The following is an 18,780-nucleotide window of genomic DNA, read 5'->3' as shown; positions in this document are numbered from 1 at the left end:
TTTAAATATGTAGAAAAAAAATACCACCGCAAAAATTGCAATGGTATTAAAGAAAATATTTTAAAAAAATATTAAGCTTGTACGTTGTTGTTTTGACCAACAACGAAAGGCTCTAATTCTTTTATTTCACCAAATTGTTGCTCATAATTTTTAATATTTTGTTGCAAAGCTGCCATAACTCTTTTGGCATGTAAAGGTGCAAGAATTACTCTTGATCTTACATTTGCTTGTTGAACTCCGGGCATTAATTGGATAAAATCTACAACAAATTCTGAAGGAGAATGGTTTACTAAAGCTAAGTTGCAGTAAACTCCTTGAGCAATCATTTCATTAAGATTAATATTGATGTTGTTTGGATCTTGATCTTGATTTTGGTTTTGATTATTGTCCATTTTTCTGTTTATTATTTTAAAGTTAAATATTATTTGATTTCGTTTGAGAATGTTTGAAAAGTTTAAGAAAAATTAAACCTTTCAAACAATTTCAAACCATTCTAGATTTAGTTTAAATCTTCGAATTCTTTATTAGAACCTACAATGATGTTTTGGTATTCGGTTAAACCTGTACCAGCTGGAATTCTGTGACCAACGATCACATTTTCTTTCAGACCAGTTAAGTAATCTATTTTACCAGAAACCGCTGCTTCATTTAAAACTTTTGTAGTTTCTTGGAAGGATGCAGCAGACATGAAAGATTTCGTTTGTAGAGCTGCTCTTGTAATACCTTGCAAAACAGGAGTTGCCGTTGCAGGAAGTGCATCCCGCACTTCTATTAAAGCTAAATCTTCACGTCTTAGTTTGGAATTTTCATCTCTCAATTCTTTGGTTGTAATCATTTGACCAGGTTTAAATTCTTTAGAATCACCTGCTTCTGTTACTACTTTCAAACCAAAAACACGATTATTTTCTACTAAGAAATCATATTTATGCTCTAATGCATTTTCTAAAAACTGAGTATCTCCTCCGTCTACAACAGCAACTTTAGTCATCATTTGGCGTACGATAATTTCAAAATGTTTATCGTCAATTTTCACTCCTTGAAGTCTGTAAACTTCTTGGATTTCATTAACTAAATATTCTTGAACCGCAGTTGGGCCTTTAATTTTAAGGATATCATCTGGTGTTACAGAACCATTGGATAATGGCGTTCCTGCGCGTACAAAGTCATTTTCCTGAACCAAAATTTGATTTGATAATTTAACCAAATATTTTCTGATTTCCCCAGTTTTTGCTTCAACAATTAATTCACGGTTACCTCTTTTGATTTTTCCGTAAGAAACCACACCGTCGATTTCTGTTACAACCGCTGGATTAGAAGGATTTCTTGCTTCAAATAACTCGGTAACTCTTGGTAAACCACCGGTAATATCACCAGATTTAGCGGATTTACGAGGAATTTTAATCATGACTTTACCTGCCTTGATTTTCTCTCCATCATTTACCATAATGTGTGCTCCAACCGGAAGGTTATAAGCTTTAATTTCTTCACCTTTTCCATCCATTACTTTCAAAGTAGGGACAGATTTTTTATTTCTGGATTCTGAAATTACTTTCTCCTCGAAACCTGTTTGTTCATCAATTTCTAATGAGAATGAAACACCTTGGATAATGTCTTCATACTCTACTTTACCAGCAGATTCTGCAATAATTACCGCGTTATAAGGATCCCATTTCGCAATAAGGTCTCCTTTTTTAACTTTATCTCCAGGTTTTACAGATAAAACTGAACCATAAGGAATATTTGCCACCATTAAAGGCGTTCTCAATTCATTATCGGCAACCAATCTAAATTCAGTAGAACGTGATACTAAAACTTCCGCTTTTTTACCATTTTCGTCTTCTGAAGTTACTGTTCTTGCTTCATCCATTTCTACGATACCGTCTCTTCGGGCAACAATACTTGGATTTTCTGTAATATTTCCTGCTGTTCCACCTTGGTGGAAAGTTCTCAATGTTAACTGAGTTCCTGGTTCACCGATGGATTGAGCAGCAATTACACCCACTGCTTCTCCCATATGAATTGGTTTTCCTGTGGCTAAATTTCTACCATAACATTTGGCACAAATACCTTTTGCAGTTTCACAAGTTAATGGAGAACGAACTTCTACTACTTCAATATGAGCTTCTTCAACTGCTTTTGCTAAAGTTTCATTAATTAAATCATCTGCATGTACAATTAACTCATCAGTTTCTGGATCATAAATATCATGAAGAGAAACTCTACCTAAAATTCTTTCAGAAATTTTCTCAACAATGTCATCATTTTTCTTCAAAGCAGTTATTTCTGTACCTCTTAAAGTACCACAATCTTGCTCAGTAATAATTACATCTTGTGCAACATCTACCAATCTTCTTGTTAAATATCCTGCATCGGCAGTTTTTAACGCAGTATCTGCAAGACCTTTACGCGCACCGTGGGTAGAAATAAAATATTCCAAAATTGATAAACCTTCCTTAAAGTTGGCCACAATTGGATTCTCAATAATTTCTGCACCACCTGCACCTGCTTTTTGAGGTTTAGCCATTAATCCACGCATTCCAGATAATTGACGAATTTGCTCTTTCGATCCACGCGCACCAGAATCTAACATCATATAAACAGAATTAAATCCACCTTGATCGGTTTTCATTCTGCTCATAATCATTTCGGTTAATCCTGCGTTTGTATTGGTCCAAACATCAATTACTTGGTTGTAACGTTCTGTATCTGTAATTAAACCCATGTTGTAATTGGCTTTAATTTCATCTACATTTTCTACTGCCGTTGCAATCATTCCTTTTTTCTCATCAGGAATTGCAATATCACCTAAACTAAAGGAAAGACCACCTTTAAATGCATTTGCGTAACCCAAATCTTTCATAGCATCCAAAAATAATACTGTAGTTGGAAAATCTGTTTCGTCTAAGATTCTTCCGATAATATTTCTTAATGATCTTTTGGTTAAAAGTTCATTTATAAATCCTACACTTTTTGGAACAATTTGATTAAATAAAATTCTACCAACAGTTGTTTCTGTTAATTTAATGACCAATTCGCCATTTTCTTTAACAGGAACTCTACATCTTACTTTTGCATTAAGTGAAACTTGTTTTTCAGCATAAGCAATTTCTACTTCTTCTGGGGAATAAAAAGCAAGACCTTCGCCTTTTACTTTCATATCATCAGTTGAAGATAATTCTTTAGTCATAAAATAGAGACCCAAAACCATATCCTGAGAAGGAACGGTAATCGGCGAACCATTGGCTGGATTCAAAATATTTTGAGAACCCAACATTAAAAGTTGTGCTTCTAAAATAGCTTCTGGACCCAAAGGTAGATGTACCGCCATTTGATCACCATCAAAATCCGCATTAAATGCCGTTGTAACTAAAGGGTGCAATTGTATTGCTTTTCCTTCAATCATTTTTGGTTGAAACGCTTGAATCCCCAATCTGTGTAAAGTAGGCGCTCTGTTTAATAATACTGGATGACCTTTTAATACGCCTTCCAAAATATCATAAACAACTGGTTCTTTTCTATCAATAATTCTTTTGGCAGATTTTACGGTTTTTACAATTCCTCTTTCAATTAGTTTTCTAATGATAAACGGTTTGTAAAGTTCTGCAGCCATATCTTTTGGAATTCCACATTCGTGAAGTTTCAAGTTTGGCCCTACAACAATTACCGAACGCGCTGAATAATCTACACGTTTTCCTAATAAATTCTGACGAAAACGACCTTGTTTTCCTTTCAATGAATCTGAAAGAGATTTTAATGGTCTGTTAGATTCAGATTTTACAGCAGATGATTTTCTTGTATTATCGAATAATGAATCTACAGATTCCTGTAGCATTCTTTTTTCATTTCTTAAGATAACTTCCGGTGCTTTAATTTCCAACAATCTTTTAAGACGGTTGTTTCTGATAATTACTCTACGGTAAAGATCATTCAAATCAGAAGTCGCAAAACGACCTCCATCTAATGGAACTAAAGGTCTCAATTCTGGTGGAATTACAGGCAAAACGCGCATAATCATCCACTCAGCTTTATTGATCATTCTGGTGTTTGCGCCTCTTAAGGCTTCAACAACATTTAATCTTTTTAAGGCTTCGGTTCTTCTTTGTTTAGAAGACTCGTTGTGCGCTTTGTGGCGAAGATCAAAAGAAAGAGAATCTAAATCTATTCTTTTTAATAATTCTTCTACTGCTTCTGCACCCATTTTTGCCAAGAATTTATTTGGATCATTATCATCCAAATATTGATTTTCTTGTGGTAAAGTTTCCAAAACATCTAAATATTCTTCTTCCGTTAAGAACTGCATCTCTTCGAAATCTGAACCATCGGCTTGCTTTGCAATACCTTGCTGGATTACGACATATCTTTCGTAATAGATGATCATATCCAATTTCTTGGACGGCAATCCTAAAAGATATCCAATTTTATTTGGTAAAGAACGGAAATACCAGATGTGAGCAACTGGAACTACCAAACTGATGTGCCCAATTCTTTCTCTTCGTACTTTTTTCTCTGTTACTTCTACACCACAACGATCACAAACAATTCCCTTGTAACGAATTCTTTTGTATTTTCCACAAGCACATTCATAATCCTTTACTGGACCAAAAATTTTCTCGCAGAAAAGACCGTCACGTTCAGGTTTGTGCGTTCTATAGTTAATCGTTTCTGGTTTTAAAACTTCACCTCTAGAATCTTGTAAGATAGATTCTGGAGAAGCTAAACCAATACTGATTTTACTAAAATTACTTGTTTTATTTTTATTTGACATTTTTATATTTTTTAGATTAAAAGATTTGAGATTTGAGATTTGAGACTGGAAACTTTAAAAACTTCCAATCTATTTCTAAATTCTCTTGTCTATTCCTCCAGTCTTATATCTAAACCAAGACCTTGTAACTCATGAAGTAACACGTTGAAGGATTCCGGAATACCAGGTTCTGGCATTGCTTCACCTTTTGCGATGGCTTCGTAAGTTTTCGCTCTTCCAATCACATCATCAGATTTCACGGTTAAGATTTCTCTCAAAATATTTGATGCACCGAAAGCTTCGAGTGCCCAAACTTCCATCTCACCAAATCTTTGTCCACCAAATTGTGCTTTACCACCTAAAGGTTGCTGCGTAATTAGTGAATAAGGTCCGATTGAACGTGCATGCATTTTATCATCTACCATGTGTCCTAATTTCAACATGTAAATAATACCTACTGTTGCTGGTTGCGCAAATTTCTCACCGGTTCCACCATCATAAAGATAAGTGCTACCAAATTTTGGTAAACCTGCTTGATCTGTGTATTCTGTAATCTGCTCTAAATTAGCTCCATCAAAAATTGGTGTTGCAAATTTTAAACCTAATGTTTGACCTGCCCATCCTAAAACGGTTTCATAAATCTGACCGATATTCATACGAGAAGGTACACCAAGTGGATTAAGAACAATATCAACTGGAGTTCCATCTTCTAAGAATGGCATATCTTCTTCACGTACAATTCTAGAAACAATTCCTTTATTACCGTGACGACCTGCCATTTTATCACCTACATTTAATTTACGTTTTTTAGCGATGTAAACTTTAGCCAATTTCATAATTCCAACTGGTAATTCATCACCGATGGAAATCGCAAATTTCTCACGATTTTTCACCCCTTGTAATTCATTATGCTTGATTTTATAGTTGTGAATTAATTGTTTAATTAAATCATTTCTATCTGCATCTACAGTCCAGTTTGCTCCACTAATATTAACATAATCTTCCACACTTGAAAGTAATTTCTGTGTGAATTTTACGCCTTTACCAAGAACTTCTTCATCTAAATCGTTAGTAACTCCTTGTGAAGTTTTACCGCTTACTAAAGTGTTTAATTTCTCTAGTAAAACGTTTCTTAAATCATCGAATTTTACTTTAAAAGCATTTTCGATTTCTTCAAGTTTTAATTTTTCTTCCGATCTTTTCTTTTTATCTTTAATATTACGAGAGAATAATTTTTTATTAATTACCACACCTCGTAATGAAGAATCTGCTTTTAGCGACGCATCTTTCACATCACCGGCTTTATCTCCAAAGATTGCACGAAGTAATTTTTCTTCCGGTGTAGGATCAGATTCACCTTTTGGAGTAATTTTCCCGATTAAGATATCTCCAGGTTTTACATCTGCTCCAATTCGGATCATTCCATTTTCATCCAAATCTTTAGTTGCTTCTTCAGAAACGTTTGGAATATCAGAAGTTAATTCTTCCATACCCAATTTCGTGTCTCTAACTTCCAAAGAATATTCATCTATATGGATTGATGTAAACCAATCTTCTCGAACTACTTTTTCATTAATTACGATTGCATCCTCAAAATTATACCCTTTCCAAGGCATAAAAGCTACTTTTAAATTTCTACCTAAAGCCAATTCACCTTTTTCTGTAGCATAACCATCACATAGAACTTGTCCTTTTACAACATGATCACCAACTCTTACATTAGGTCTCAAAGTAATAGTTGTTCCTTGATTGGTTTTACGGAATTTAGTTAATTTATAAGATTTTGTAGAAGTATCAAAGCTTACTAAATCTTGATTTTCAGTAGATTCATATTTAATGGTAATTTTATTAGCATCAACATATTCTACAACTCCATTTCCTTCTGCATTAATTAAGACTCTTGAATCTTTTGCTACTTGTTGCTCAAGACCAGTTCCAACAATAGGAGCTTGTGGTCTTAGTAATGGAACCGCTTGACGCATCATATTTGAACCCATTAATGCTCTATTCGCATCATCATGCTCTAAGAAAGTAATTAATGAAGCCGAAATACCAGAAATTTGGTTTGGTGCAACATCAATTAAATCAACTTGATCTGGTTCAACAACTGGATAATCTCCATCTAAGCGTGCAATAACTCTGTCTGTAGAAATTGTTCCGTCGTCTTTCATTTCCACATTCGCTTGCGCAATTACTTTATCTTCTTCATCTTCCGCATTTAAAAAAATTGGTGCAGTATTTAATTCTACTTTACCGTTTGTTACTTTTCTATAAGGCGTTTCAATGAAACCAAGATTATTAATTTTCGCATAAATACCTAATGAAGAAATCAAACCAATGTTTGGTCCTTCTGGGGTTTCTATCGGACAAATTCTTCCGTAGTGTGTATGGTGCACATCACGTACTTCAAAACCTGCTCTTTCACGGGAAAGTCCACCAGGTCCTAGTGCGGAAAGTCTTCTTTTGTGAGTGATTTCAGAAAGTGGATTGGTTTGATCCATAAACTGAGACAACTGATTTGTTCCAAAGAAGGAATTAATTACAGAAGTTAAAGTTTTGGCATTTACTAAATCTGTAGGAGTAAATATTTCATTATCTCGAACGTTCATTCTTTCTTTAATCGTACGTGCGATTCTAGATAAACCAACACCAAACTGACCAGAAAGTTGTTCACCAACAGTTTTAATTCTACGGTTTGATAAGTGATCAATATCATCTACTTCCGCTTTAGAATTTACCAATTGAATTAAATATCTTACAATTGCAATGATATCATCTTTGGTTAAAACTTGCTTGTCTTCGTCAATTTTTAGATTTAATTTTTTATTTAATCTATAACGACCAACTTCACCTAAAGAATAACGTTGCTCTGAGAAGAATAATTTTTCAATAATTCCACGTGCCGTTTCTTCATCGGGTGGATCTGCGTTTCTTAATTGTCTGTAGATATATTCCACCGCTTCTTTTTCAGAATTGGTTGGATCTTTTTGTAATGTATTTTGAATAATAGAAAACTCGTTAGAATTTTCTTTGTGAATTAAAATAGTTTTAACACCAGAATCTAAAATTAGATCCAAATGTTCTTTATCTAAAATAGTTTCACGGTCTAAGATAATTTCATTTCTTTCGATAGAAACTACTTCACCTGTATCTTCATCAACGAAATCTTCAAACCAAGTGTTCAAAACTCTCGCGGCTAAAGTTCTACCTTCTACTTTTTTAAGTGCTGCTTTAGAAACTTTAATTTCTTCAGCAAGATCAAAAATCTGAAGAATATCTTTATCAGATTCATAACCAATTGCACGTAAAAGCGTTGTTAAAGGTAATTTTTTCTTTCTATCAATATAAGCGTACATCACACTATTGATATCGGTTGTAAATTCCATCCAAGATCCTTTAAAAGGAATAATTCTAGAATAATACAATTTTGTACCATTTGCGTGATAAGTTTGCCCGAAAAACACCCCCGGAGATCTGTGTAATTGTGTTACAATAACACGTTCTGCTCCATTGATAATGAATGATCCAGAAGGCGTCATATAAGGAATTGGTCCCAAATACACGTCTTGTACAACAGTTTGGAAATCTTCGTGTTCCGGATCTGTACAGTATAATTTTAATCGTGCTTTTAACGGCACATTGTAGGTTAAACCACGCTCTACACATTCATCGATAGAATATCGTGGAGAATCTACCAAATAATCCAAAAACTCTAAAACAAAATTGTTTCTAGAATCGGTAATTGGAAAGTTTTCTTCAAAGGTTTTGTAAAGACTTTCGTTCATTCTTTGCTCTGGAAGTGTGTCCAGTTGAAAAAATTCTTTGAAGGACTGGATCTGAATGTCCAAAAAATCAGGCATTTCAATTTTTCCTTTTGCTGTGGAAAAATTAATTCTTTCTGTTTCCTGAGTTTTAGCGACTGCTTTAGATTTACTCATAAAATTTTTAAGAAGGGTTAAAAAATATTTTGATTTTAAAAAATATCAGGTAATCTAGATTTGATATTGTGAGAAATGAGATTTGAGACTTTTAAATTTCTACTTTATAGAGATTTTGAAGGTGTTTGAAGCCAATCTCTGATTGCGAAATCTATTTGTCTCTTGTCTCTAATCTTTAAATCTATGATCTAAATTCCTAACTGCAACACCGGTATATCTTTTCACGGAGTAGTGCAAAATATTTTTTCTGAAAGAAGCTTTTAAATAAGAGAATTACTAAAAACACAAAATCCCTTTTAATTAATTAAAAGAGTATGTTATTGATTTTCAATAATTAAGATATGTATAGGCTTCAAACAGGAGTGCAAATTTACAAAAATATTTAATTAAACCAAAGGATACTTACTAAAAAATATTTAGTTCGAAAAGTTGCGTTAAGGAGTTGGCTCCCAAAAACTCCATTTACTACCGTTGAAAACCGCGAAAAGATTTGCGTTTGTTTTATTAACGTAAACAATCATTCCGGGTGATGGATTGACTATGTCTTGTACATCATTTACTTGTGGAAGAACCATTGCTTTTGTGGTAGATTCTAAAACTAGAACGCCATCTGCGGAAGAAGTATTTGCACCGATCACCGCTTTCGATGTGGAGCTTTCTGTTATTCCTGTAGGTTGATTGGCTAAAGCGGAAGTAATATCTGCGTTTTGTCCACTCAAATCTTTCCATGTTCCGTTGTAATATTTCACTCTTGCAGTGGATGCTGTTGTTGCATCCAGAATTAAAGTTCCTTCTGTGGGTGAAGTAGGAAGTGTTCTAACATATGGAAGAATAATTCCCTTGTTTTGTCCTGCAGCAAATTCTAATAAAACAGATGTTTTAGTAGCGGCTGTTCCGATATTATCTCCTATAATGACTTGTGCATTCGCCATCGTCATAATTCCTAAAAATACTACTGATATTGTCTTTTTCATTTTTTAAAAGTTTAAATTAAATTGATTTAGAAAATATTTTATAATAAATATTTCTGTTTCAATTTATAAAACATCAGGACAACTTGGTGTACTGAAACAACTCCATGTTGTGCCATTATATAATTTCAAACATTTAGCCACGGTATCGTAAACCATCATTCCCTTTTGTGGGGAAACTAAATTGGTAATTTGCGTGGTGGTTAATCTTGTAATCACAAAACCTTTGGTATTAGATTCTAAAACGGTAAGTGCAGATTTTCTTATCATGGGCCAGTTTCCATTATTTGATCCCGCTCTCTGCAAAAGCGTTATTCCTACTTTTGAATCTGATCCAGGTCCTCCGAGATTTGCTGACTTATAACAGATACAATCATTAATTGTTGCATTTGCAGAGTTTCCTGCGCCTTGACCAATTTCTGAAGTTGGTGTTGGTGAATCTGTATTATCTGCAACTCCAGCTAAATTGGAAGGATTTGTGGTTGCATTATAATTATTTCCCGCATTATTTACCAATTGTGGAACACCTGAAGCATTAGTAGAAGTGCTTATTACTCCTGCAGATGTTCCTGTTGTGACACCGTCATAAATTACTTTTATCTGTCCTCTAAATTTGTAGTTAGGATCGGTTGCTTGTAAATTTAAAGGGTAAATTTGACTTTTTTTCACGTTTTCCGTACCTTCTATGGCATCTGCACAACCATCTCCATCTGCATCTGTATCTAAATGATCTGGAATTCCATCTCCATCTGTATCAACATTAGTACATGGTTTTACTAAATTGACTCCGTACATTGTTCCTTTAAGATTTGTAGGACCAACTACAGCTTGACCAATAGTTATAATATTATTCGAAGAGCGGTTCCAAGTTACGGTATTAAGGGTTAAACCAGCAATCAATTCCATGGGTTGCAGTGTACCATTTAAGGTTTTACTTCCGAACATTTGCAGGGTTTTATCATTCGCATTATAAAGAAAACGTATTAAAGGTGTCGCGGGATTAGCTTCAGCAAATGAATAAATATTTGGTATTGGATTTACCCCATACTTATCTCCGCCAACAAACTGAACATTGTGAGGCGATTGAAAGTTAAAATCATTTGGATAAGGAGCGGTACCATTTATGGCTAATTGTGTGCCATTGATTGTAATATTAAAACTATTATCTAAGAGAACGACATCAAATCCAAATCCTTTTTCTCCAGATAATGTTAAACTTTGAGTATTACCATCTACAATATTAACAGCAGCAGAATTCGTTGAAGGAACTAATGTACATTGAAACAACTCATCAATATCCAAAATCCCATCATTATCTGAATCCATATCAATGTCATCAGGATAACCATCTCCATCAGAATCAATACACGTATTTATCGCTGCATTTCTTGAAGATCCAAATCCTTGTCCTTTATCTCCGCCAATATCTGCAGAACCTCCTGAATTTACTCTAGTCGGAACGCCATCTGTATCGACACAACTACCACTTGTACACAAATTTTGTTTAGAAGCAGTAGAACCTGTTCCTACATTTAACAAAGAAGCTGCATTGACCAATTGAGAAGGAAGTACGTTTTCATCTCCTTCTATAGCATCTAAACATCCGTCATTATCTGAATCTAAATCTAAATAATCTGGAATACCATCATTATCAGTATCGGTATATGTTCCGGTGTAAAGTTGAGTAAAAGGAATTTCGGTTTTTGCAATTCCTGCAGCAGCGGACGAATATCTAACTTCTAAAAGTTGTCCCCCCGTATTTTCGAAAAATAATACTCTAATTGCATGAAAACCCACTGTTAATGAAACTGTTCCCTGTTCTTCTTTTGAACCGTGCAAACCATTATTATCCACTACTTGTGTGCCGTCAATGAAAAGTTTTGAACCATCGTCAGAAGTAGTATAAAAAGTATAACTGCCTGCTTTTTGAATATTAATATATCCTGTATATCGCACACTAAAAGTATTTAAATCAACAGGAGTTATTGAATTTGCCAATGCAGTCACATCAAAGTTTGAAATGACGCCTGTTTTTGTTGCACCTGTAGTTGGTATATTATCTACATTATTTCCAGAATTTGTGTTATAAAACTCATAACTTAGACTACGATGAACAAGCAAAGCTGCTCCTTCATCAACATCCAAAATTCCATCATTATCATCATCTAAATCACAAATATCATTGAATCCATCACCGTCGCTGTCAGTTGCTGTTGATGTTCCGTCTGTACTTGCTCCGTCTTTACATGGATTAATAACAAAATTAGTTGCGGTGGCTGAAACAGTTCCCGTAACGTTGTCTGCTGCTGCAGTAGCTGTATTTGCAACAGAACCCACTGCCGTATTACCAACCAAAGCTTTAAAAGTTACGGTAAGTGTTTTTCCCGGTTGTAAAATAACACCATCTCCTGTAATGACCATATTTTGTGGAGCATTGGCTGCATTTGCAGTGGTAACATCTGCCAAATAAGTATAATTTATAGTAATAGAACCACTAATATTATTTTGATGCGGGTTTGAACCATTCGTTCTAGAATCATAAAATGTAAACGCATAAGTACCGACTGCGCTACCTGAAGCAGAAGTAATTGTTCTTCCAACATCAGCAGTCCAATTACCACCTGCTGTTCCAAATTCATTATCATCTGTATCACTACCTCTATCAATTTCGCTTAAAAGTCCACCTGGTGATGATACACTTAAACTTACATCCCGCCTACGACCGCTGTTACCACTCACTGAGTTACCATTTACTTTATATTGAAAACCAGTAAGCGTTGCTCCCACAGGAATATCCCCCGAAGAAAAAACAACATTTTGCACGGTATTGCTATTTCGATTTACCGAAACTCCAGAAAAAGTTTTAGTTGCAGTTCCTGCTAATGTAGTAGTAACATTATAGGTTTTTTGTGCTGTTCCTGCCACGTAAGTTAAACCTGGAGGTAAAACATCTTTTAAAGTTACATTTTTTGCATCAGAATAACCTGTATTCGTAACTACCATCGTATAATCAATAATGTCTCCTGGTAACACATTTCCTGTCGGAGACGAAGTTTTCGTGATGGTTAATTTTGCATTGGGTTCGGCGTAGGCAATATTATTCAAGAAATTAGTATCCTCCTGATTGCCTGTTATTACTGCATAATTCGTATAGTTTCCGCTTGCCATGACTTTTCCAGTAATTGTTAAGACTGCAGATGCTCCATTTGACAAATTACCAATTGCCCACACTCCACTGGTTGAATTATAAGTATTTCCGCCGGGAACCACAGAACTCACATAAGTGTAACCAGAAGGTAAAAGATCCGTAACTCTCACATTTGTACCCGCTGTTGGTCCATTATTTTTTGCTGTGATGGTAAAAATGACATTACTCCCGATCGTGGGATTAAGATTATTTAATGTTTTTGTAACTTGTAAATCATTTTGTGATTTTGTGGGTGTAGTGATTATTGGTGTCGTAAATGTTCCTGCAGGTGTACCTAGTTTGGTAGAAAATTGTCTATTTGCAACATTACTTGTAGATCCCAATTTAAAGTCTAAAGCATATACAGGTGAATCATAATCACTCATAAAAGATGCAGTATTATCAAACTCAATTCCCGGCAGCGTGTCTGTAGAGCTTAAAAATTGAGTATAATCTCCCACAGTAGAAACAGTTATTTTTGTGGTAGAGTCTAATTGATAGTTAGTATAATCTTTAATTTGATAGAGTTCACGCCCCGTTCCACTGTCTCCATCAGTATCTAAACCACTAAAAGTGAAATTTTTAAAATAGATGGGTTCGTCTGTAGCAGTGTCAAAAAATTCCATTCTATATGTTACAAGACCTTGGGTGGGAGGATTTGTAGCTGTAATTGTTGGTTGAAAGAAAGATTGTTTTCCATCTCCTGTATCAACATCAAAATTACTAATCGTAATATTATCAAGTGAAACTATTTTGATAGTTGCATATATGGTGTGAGAAACATTATTTTCATCTGGTAATGTAATTACATTTGCATATTTATGAACTGAACCTGCATTAAGACCACTATTTCCAGTATCAATTAAAACTGTTTTATTAGCAACTAAAAATGATAAATCTTTCTGATCAAGATCAAAAACAAATGATTGTGCTTTTATATTGTATCCTAATGATAAAAATAAAAAAAATAAGAAGAGATAGCTTTTTTTTATGCTTTTAGATTTAAATTTTAAAAATAAATTCATGATTGATAATTTGTGTGTATAATTAGGTTTAAAACCCGTTTTAATTTAATATAAACGGATTCAAAATAGCATTCATAATCCGTTACCTTAAAATAATTTTGTTAATTTTTTTGATGCAACACTTATGCCGAAACGCTTCATGAATAACCGAATAAATTTTTTTGCAAATATAATGTTATAATTAACTAAAGTAAAAATTTATTTTACTTCAAATTTAACAACTGATTAATATCATTCCACATTTGATAATGACATACAATTGTTTATTTTTTTAAGTTGAATTGAATTTGAAACTCACTGCAAATTGACTTATAATGCAAAATATCCAGAAAGTTGAAAATTTATTTTTTTATTCAGTTTTAAAATTTGTAGTTATAAGACTGTGTTAAGATGCATAATTATATAGTTCTATTTTAAAATTATTTACTAAAATTTAGAACTAATAATTTGTTAGTAAACTATTTAAATCTACGAACTAGAATGATTTTAAGATTTAAAAGAATTTTAATTTAGCTTAAAAAAACAACCAGAATAAAATACCACAAACTTTAAATTCTCATTTAACTCAAAAAAACAGGAGGTGCTCTAAGGGGGAAAATTCCATATTTGTAAAGATTCAAATAGGAAAAACTTGAATTGTTTTTTTCTTTTTTAATTAGTTGTGTTGAAACAACAATATTTTTTTTGTAATCAAAGATAGCTAAAGGAGAAAACTTTAAAGAAGATTTGGAAGATACAATTGCTAAAAAGGAATTATAACTAATCTTATTGATATCTGTATTTCCACCAGCAGGCAAAACAAAATTTATAACGGTATGTTCATTCGAATATTTTGTTGCGTCTTTTTCAGCCACTTTTTCATTCGTCTCTTTTTCTTGCTTAGCTTTGCTAAATTCTTCTGAAAGTGAAGCTTTATCCGAAATTTTAGCAATCTGTTCAACTTCATTTTTGAGAACAATTACTTCTTTATGATGAATGTTCTCTAGACCCGAAATGGTTATATCTCCACTTACATAAAATTTTGCAGATTGTGAAATTTGCAAACTATCTGTAGTTTTTTCTTTAGTAAGTTTAATAGTTGCAAAGGTAAAAATAGGCAGAAAAAAGAGCACACAAAAAAGCCACTTTGCAATTGCTAAGTTTGTGAAGTTTTCATTATTAAATTGTAAAAATGATTTTTTGGTCATCTCTTGTCTCTATAACATACAAAGATATATTATTTTAGTTAAATAAATTAATTAATAAAAAATATTATATAGCTTTTATTCCTATTTTAATAATTATTAAAAAAATGAAAACTAAAGTTCTGGTTTTTATATTTAATTATATTACTAATAATCTGTAATTGCGTGGATATAAATAAAATGATAAAAAAAGACCTTCTCTTGCGAGAAAGTCTTTATAAATTAAAGCGTGAAAAGTGAATTATTTCAATTCAACTTCTGCACCTGCTTCTTCTAATTGTTTTTTCAACGCTTCTGCAGCATCTTTAGGAATTCCTTCTTTAATTGCAGTTGGAGCAGAATCTACCATATCTTTAGCTTCTTTCAAACCTGCACCTGTCAAGTCTTTTACTAATTTTACGATAGCTAATTTTGAAGCACCTGCAGATTTCAAGATTACATCGAACTCTGTTTTTTCTTCAGCAGCTTCGCCACCTGCAGCAGCACCTGCAACTACTGTTGCAGCAGCTGGTTCAATACCATATTCATCCTTAAGGATAGTTGCTAATTCATTTACGTCTTTTACCGTTAGGTTTACTAGCGATTCCGCTAAAGTTTTTAAATCTGACATTTTGATAATGTTTTTGTTGTTAAACGATTTATTTTGATTTTTGAGTTTATTTTTTAAAAAGAGAAAGCTTACTCAGCGCCTTCTTCTTTCATTTTATCTTGGTTTTGCAAAGCAGCTATTACATTTCTAATTGGAGATTGTAATAAACCGATGATTTCACCTAACATTTCTTCTTTTGATTTAATGTTTGAAAGTGTTTCAAGGTTTTCATCACCCACGTAAACTGTACCATCTAAAATTGCCGATTTCAAAGAAGGAAAATCTCCTTTTTTTCTTATGGTTTTAATTAATTTTGCTGGTGCGTTTGCAACGTCAGAAATTAATAGTGCAGAGTTTCCTTTAAATGTTTCAAACATTTCAGAAAAATCTACACCTTCTGTTTGCTCCATTGCTTTTTGTAGTAAAGTATTTTTTACTACTTTTAGCTTGATATTATTTTTAAAAGCTTGTCTTCTAAAGTCAGAAGTTACAGCCGCATTTAAACCATTAAGGTTTGCAACATAAACATTCTTTGCATCTTGTAACAAATCTTTTATTTCCTGTAACGCAGTTACTTTATTTTCTTTAGTCATTGTTTCTCAGGTTTAGTTTGTTTTAGTATCAATTGCAATTCCTGGGCTCATTGTAGAAGACATATAAATGCTTTTTACATAAACTCCTTTCGCCGCAGTTGGTTTCAATTTATTCAAAGTTTGAATTAATTCCGTTGCATTTTCTTTGATTTTCTGTGCATCAAAAGATACTTTTCCGATCGCCGCATGCACGATACCGTATTTATCAACTTTAAAATCTATTTTCCCAGCTTTTACTTCCGCAACAGCTTTTCCAATTTCCATTGTTACAGTTCCTGATTTAGGATTAGGCATTAAACCACGTGGTCCTAAAACTCTACCTAAAGGTCCTAATTTACCCATAACAGCAGGCATTGTTACGATTACGTCAACGTCAGTCCAACCCTCTTTTATTTTTTGTAAATATTCATCTAAACCTACATAATCTGCACCCGCTTCTTTTGCTTCTGCTTCTTTATCTGGCGTAACAAGAGCTAAAACTTTAACGTCTTTCCCTGTTCCGTGTGGTAAAGAAACTACACCACGAACCATTTGATTTGCTTTTCTTGGATCTACGCCCAATCTAACTGCTAAATCTACTGATGCGTCAAATTTTGTAGTATTTATTTCTTTTACTAATGCAGATGCTTCATCTAAATTATAGATTTTATTTGCATCAACTTTAGCACGCGCTTCTTTTTGCTTTTTTGTCAATTTTGCCATTTCTATTAGTTTTTAAGCGTTAGTTGGTTTAGTTCCTGATACTTTTAAACCCATAGATCTTGCGGTTCCTGCAACCATAGTTAATGCAGCATCTAATGTAAAACAATTAAGATCTGCCATTTTATCTTCAGCAATTTTTTGAATTTGTGCCCAAGAAACAGTTCCAACTTTCACACGGTTGGGTTCACCAGAACCTTTCTTTTGTTTAGACGCTTCTAAAAGCTGAATAGCAGCAGGAGGCGTTTTAATAATAAATTCGAAAGATTTGTCTTCGTAAACTGTAATAGAAACCGGTAAAACTTGCCCTGGTTTATCTTGCGTTCTTGCATTAAATTGTTTACAAAACTCCATGATGTTCACACCTGCAGAACCCAAAGCGGGACCAACTGGTGGAGAAGGATTGGCAGCGCCACCTTTCACCTGGAGTTTCACCATTTTAAAGACTTTTTTAGCCATTTTATTTTTTTAAAAAAATTAATAATTTATGAATGTGGAAGCATTTATAAATCTAAAACTTACCTCTCATCTGATAAGCTTACATTTCGGATTGCAAAATTAAGAATTTTTTTTTATTACGCAAGTGGTATTGTGTTGATTTTTAGAAAGAATTTTAATAAAAAAATTAAAATAAAATTTAGACTTTTAAATTGTGAGGAAATGCTTTAGATTATTAAGTTTAAAAAAATGAATTTACTATTATAAAAATAAAAAAAGTTAGTATAATATACTATACTAACTTTTTGAATTACTAAAAAAGAATTTATTAGTCCACAATTAGTGGCTCTAATCTCCAAATATCTGTATGAGGATAAGAAAATGCTGATAATTCTTGATCCGTAATATTAGAACCTGTTTTTGTAAACAAATTTCCATATTTAAAAGATTTCTCTGGCATTCTCGCTCCTGCTGTAGAAGCAAAATAAATTTTACCATCTACTCCCCAAAATGGTTGCGTTTCATTAGAACTACCGCTTGTAAGCTGTGTTAAAGATGTACCATTGGTTTTCATCAAGAATACATGGCTAAATTTATCTTTAGTGCCGATAAAAACTATGTGTTTTCCGTTGGTAGAATAGGCGCCATTTGTAGAATGTTGTTCTCCTGTGGTAATTTGGGTACTTTGGAAAGATTTTAAATCTAATTCAAACAATTGATAATAATCTCCAGACAATTTTGTGTATAATAATTTATCACCTTTTGGGCTCCATTTAGGATTTATACCTTCGGAAATTACTGTAAAACTACTTCCATCTCTATTCACAAGACAGATATTTCTTGTGTTTTGTAAGGTTGTGGTTAATACTATTTTTTTACCATCTGGTGATAAACTTGCATCAGCATCAAAATCTCCATAAGCATTTTGACCTACATAAGTTAAACCCAACTTATTTATACTTGTAACTGCAATGGTTGGTTTTGAAGCATAATAAGTGAAAATAAAATTCTCATTATCAATCCAAGCTGGCCTATCTGTTTTATTACCAATTAGAGGTGTAAAACCAGGTAACATTACATCATTTTTTAATCGGATGCTCCATTTGTTATAACCTGTATTTGCATCATCTCTAATAACATAAAGTAATTTTTTGCCGTCGGGAGATAATGTAGGTTGAAACTCTGCAACTACATCATCTGTAATCCGAACTAATTCTTTTGCACTTGCTGTAACTTGTGGTCCCGAAAGTTTTTCAATTTTCGGCGTTGATGAGCAAGAATTTAAAATTAGTGCTCCCACTAAACTAGAAAAAATAAATTTCGTATTCATAGGTATATATTTTAAAAACAAATATAATTAAATTTTTCTATCCTACAACAAAATGAAAATATTATAAACTAATATTTAATTT

General features: G+C 33.2%; 11 protein-coding genes. All 11 read right to left on the bottom strand.

The features are described 5' to 3' along the window. Positions 1-71 precede the first annotated feature (71 nt). Positions 72-392, bottom strand: coding sequence for a DUF3467 domain-containing protein (locus ACN0WB_RS11395; protein WP_417431885.1), 321 nt, complete (start codon positions 390-392; stop codon positions 72-74). 107 nt (positions 393-499) lie between these two features. Continuing rightward, positions 500-4,765, bottom strand: coding sequence for a DNA-directed RNA polymerase subunit beta' (rpoC, locus tag ACN0WB_RS11390; protein ID WP_417431883.1), 4,266 nt, complete (start codon positions 4,763-4,765; stop codon positions 500-502). An 89-nt stretch (positions 4,766-4,854) separates the two neighbouring features. Continuing rightward, the gene (gene rpoB / locus ACN0WB_RS11385) at positions 4,855-8,682 is read right to left on the bottom strand and encodes a DNA-directed RNA polymerase subunit beta (protein WP_417431881.1); all 3,828 of its coding nucleotides are present in this window, start codon (positions 8,680-8,682) and stop codon (positions 4,855-4,857) included. Positions 8,683-9,116: 434 nt separating this feature from the next. Beyond that, on the bottom strand, positions 9,117-9,656 hold the full coding sequence (locus tag ACN0WB_RS11380; protein ID WP_417431879.1) for a hypothetical protein: 540 nt from the start codon (positions 9,654-9,656) through the stop codon (positions 9,117-9,119). Between the two features lie 63 nt (positions 9,657-9,719). After that, the gene (locus ACN0WB_RS11375) at positions 9,720-13,865 is read right to left on the bottom strand and encodes a PA14 domain-containing protein (protein WP_417431877.1); all 4,146 of its coding nucleotides are present in this window, start codon (positions 13,863-13,865) and stop codon (positions 9,720-9,722) included. A gap of 560 nt (positions 13,866-14,425) precedes the next feature. Next, entirely contained in the window at positions 14,426-15,052 is a 627-nt protein-coding gene (locus ACN0WB_RS11370; RefSeq protein ID WP_417431875.1) for a hypothetical protein, read from the bottom strand. A 238-nt stretch (positions 15,053-15,290) separates the two neighbouring features. Further along, positions 15,291-15,659: a 50S ribosomal protein L7/L12 gene (gene rplL / locus ACN0WB_RS11365; RefSeq protein WP_417431873.1), complete on the bottom strand. Its 369-nt coding sequence runs from the start codon at positions 15,657-15,659 to the stop codon at positions 15,291-15,293. A 68-nt stretch (positions 15,660-15,727) separates the two neighbouring features. After that, entirely contained in the window at positions 15,728-16,231 is a 504-nt protein-coding gene (gene rplJ / locus ACN0WB_RS11360; protein WP_417431871.1) for a 50S ribosomal protein L10, read from the bottom strand. A 12-nt stretch (positions 16,232-16,243) separates the two neighbouring features. Then, positions 16,244-16,933: a 50S ribosomal protein L1 gene (gene rplA, locus ACN0WB_RS11355; RefSeq protein WP_417431869.1), complete on the bottom strand. Its 690-nt coding sequence runs from the start codon at positions 16,931-16,933 to the stop codon at positions 16,244-16,246. Between the two features lie 12 nt (positions 16,934-16,945). Beyond that, positions 16,946-17,389, bottom strand: coding sequence for a 50S ribosomal protein L11 (gene rplK / locus ACN0WB_RS11350; RefSeq protein WP_417431868.1), 444 nt, complete (start codon positions 17,387-17,389; stop codon positions 16,946-16,948). A 307-nt stretch (positions 17,390-17,696) separates the two neighbouring features. Continuing rightward, entirely contained in the window at positions 17,697-18,698 is a 1,002-nt protein-coding gene (locus ACN0WB_RS11345) for a TolB family protein (RefSeq protein ID WP_417431866.1), read from the bottom strand. Positions 18,699-18,780: the final 82 nt, after the last annotated feature.

The sequence above is a fragment of the Halpernia sp. genome (genome assembly GCF_048269545.1).
Classification (GTDB): Bacteria; Bacteroidota; Bacteroidia; order Flavobacteriales; family Weeksellaceae; genus Halpernia.
Note: the sequence above shows the minus strand (reverse complement) of the source record. Positions and strands in the feature narration are given on the sequence as shown.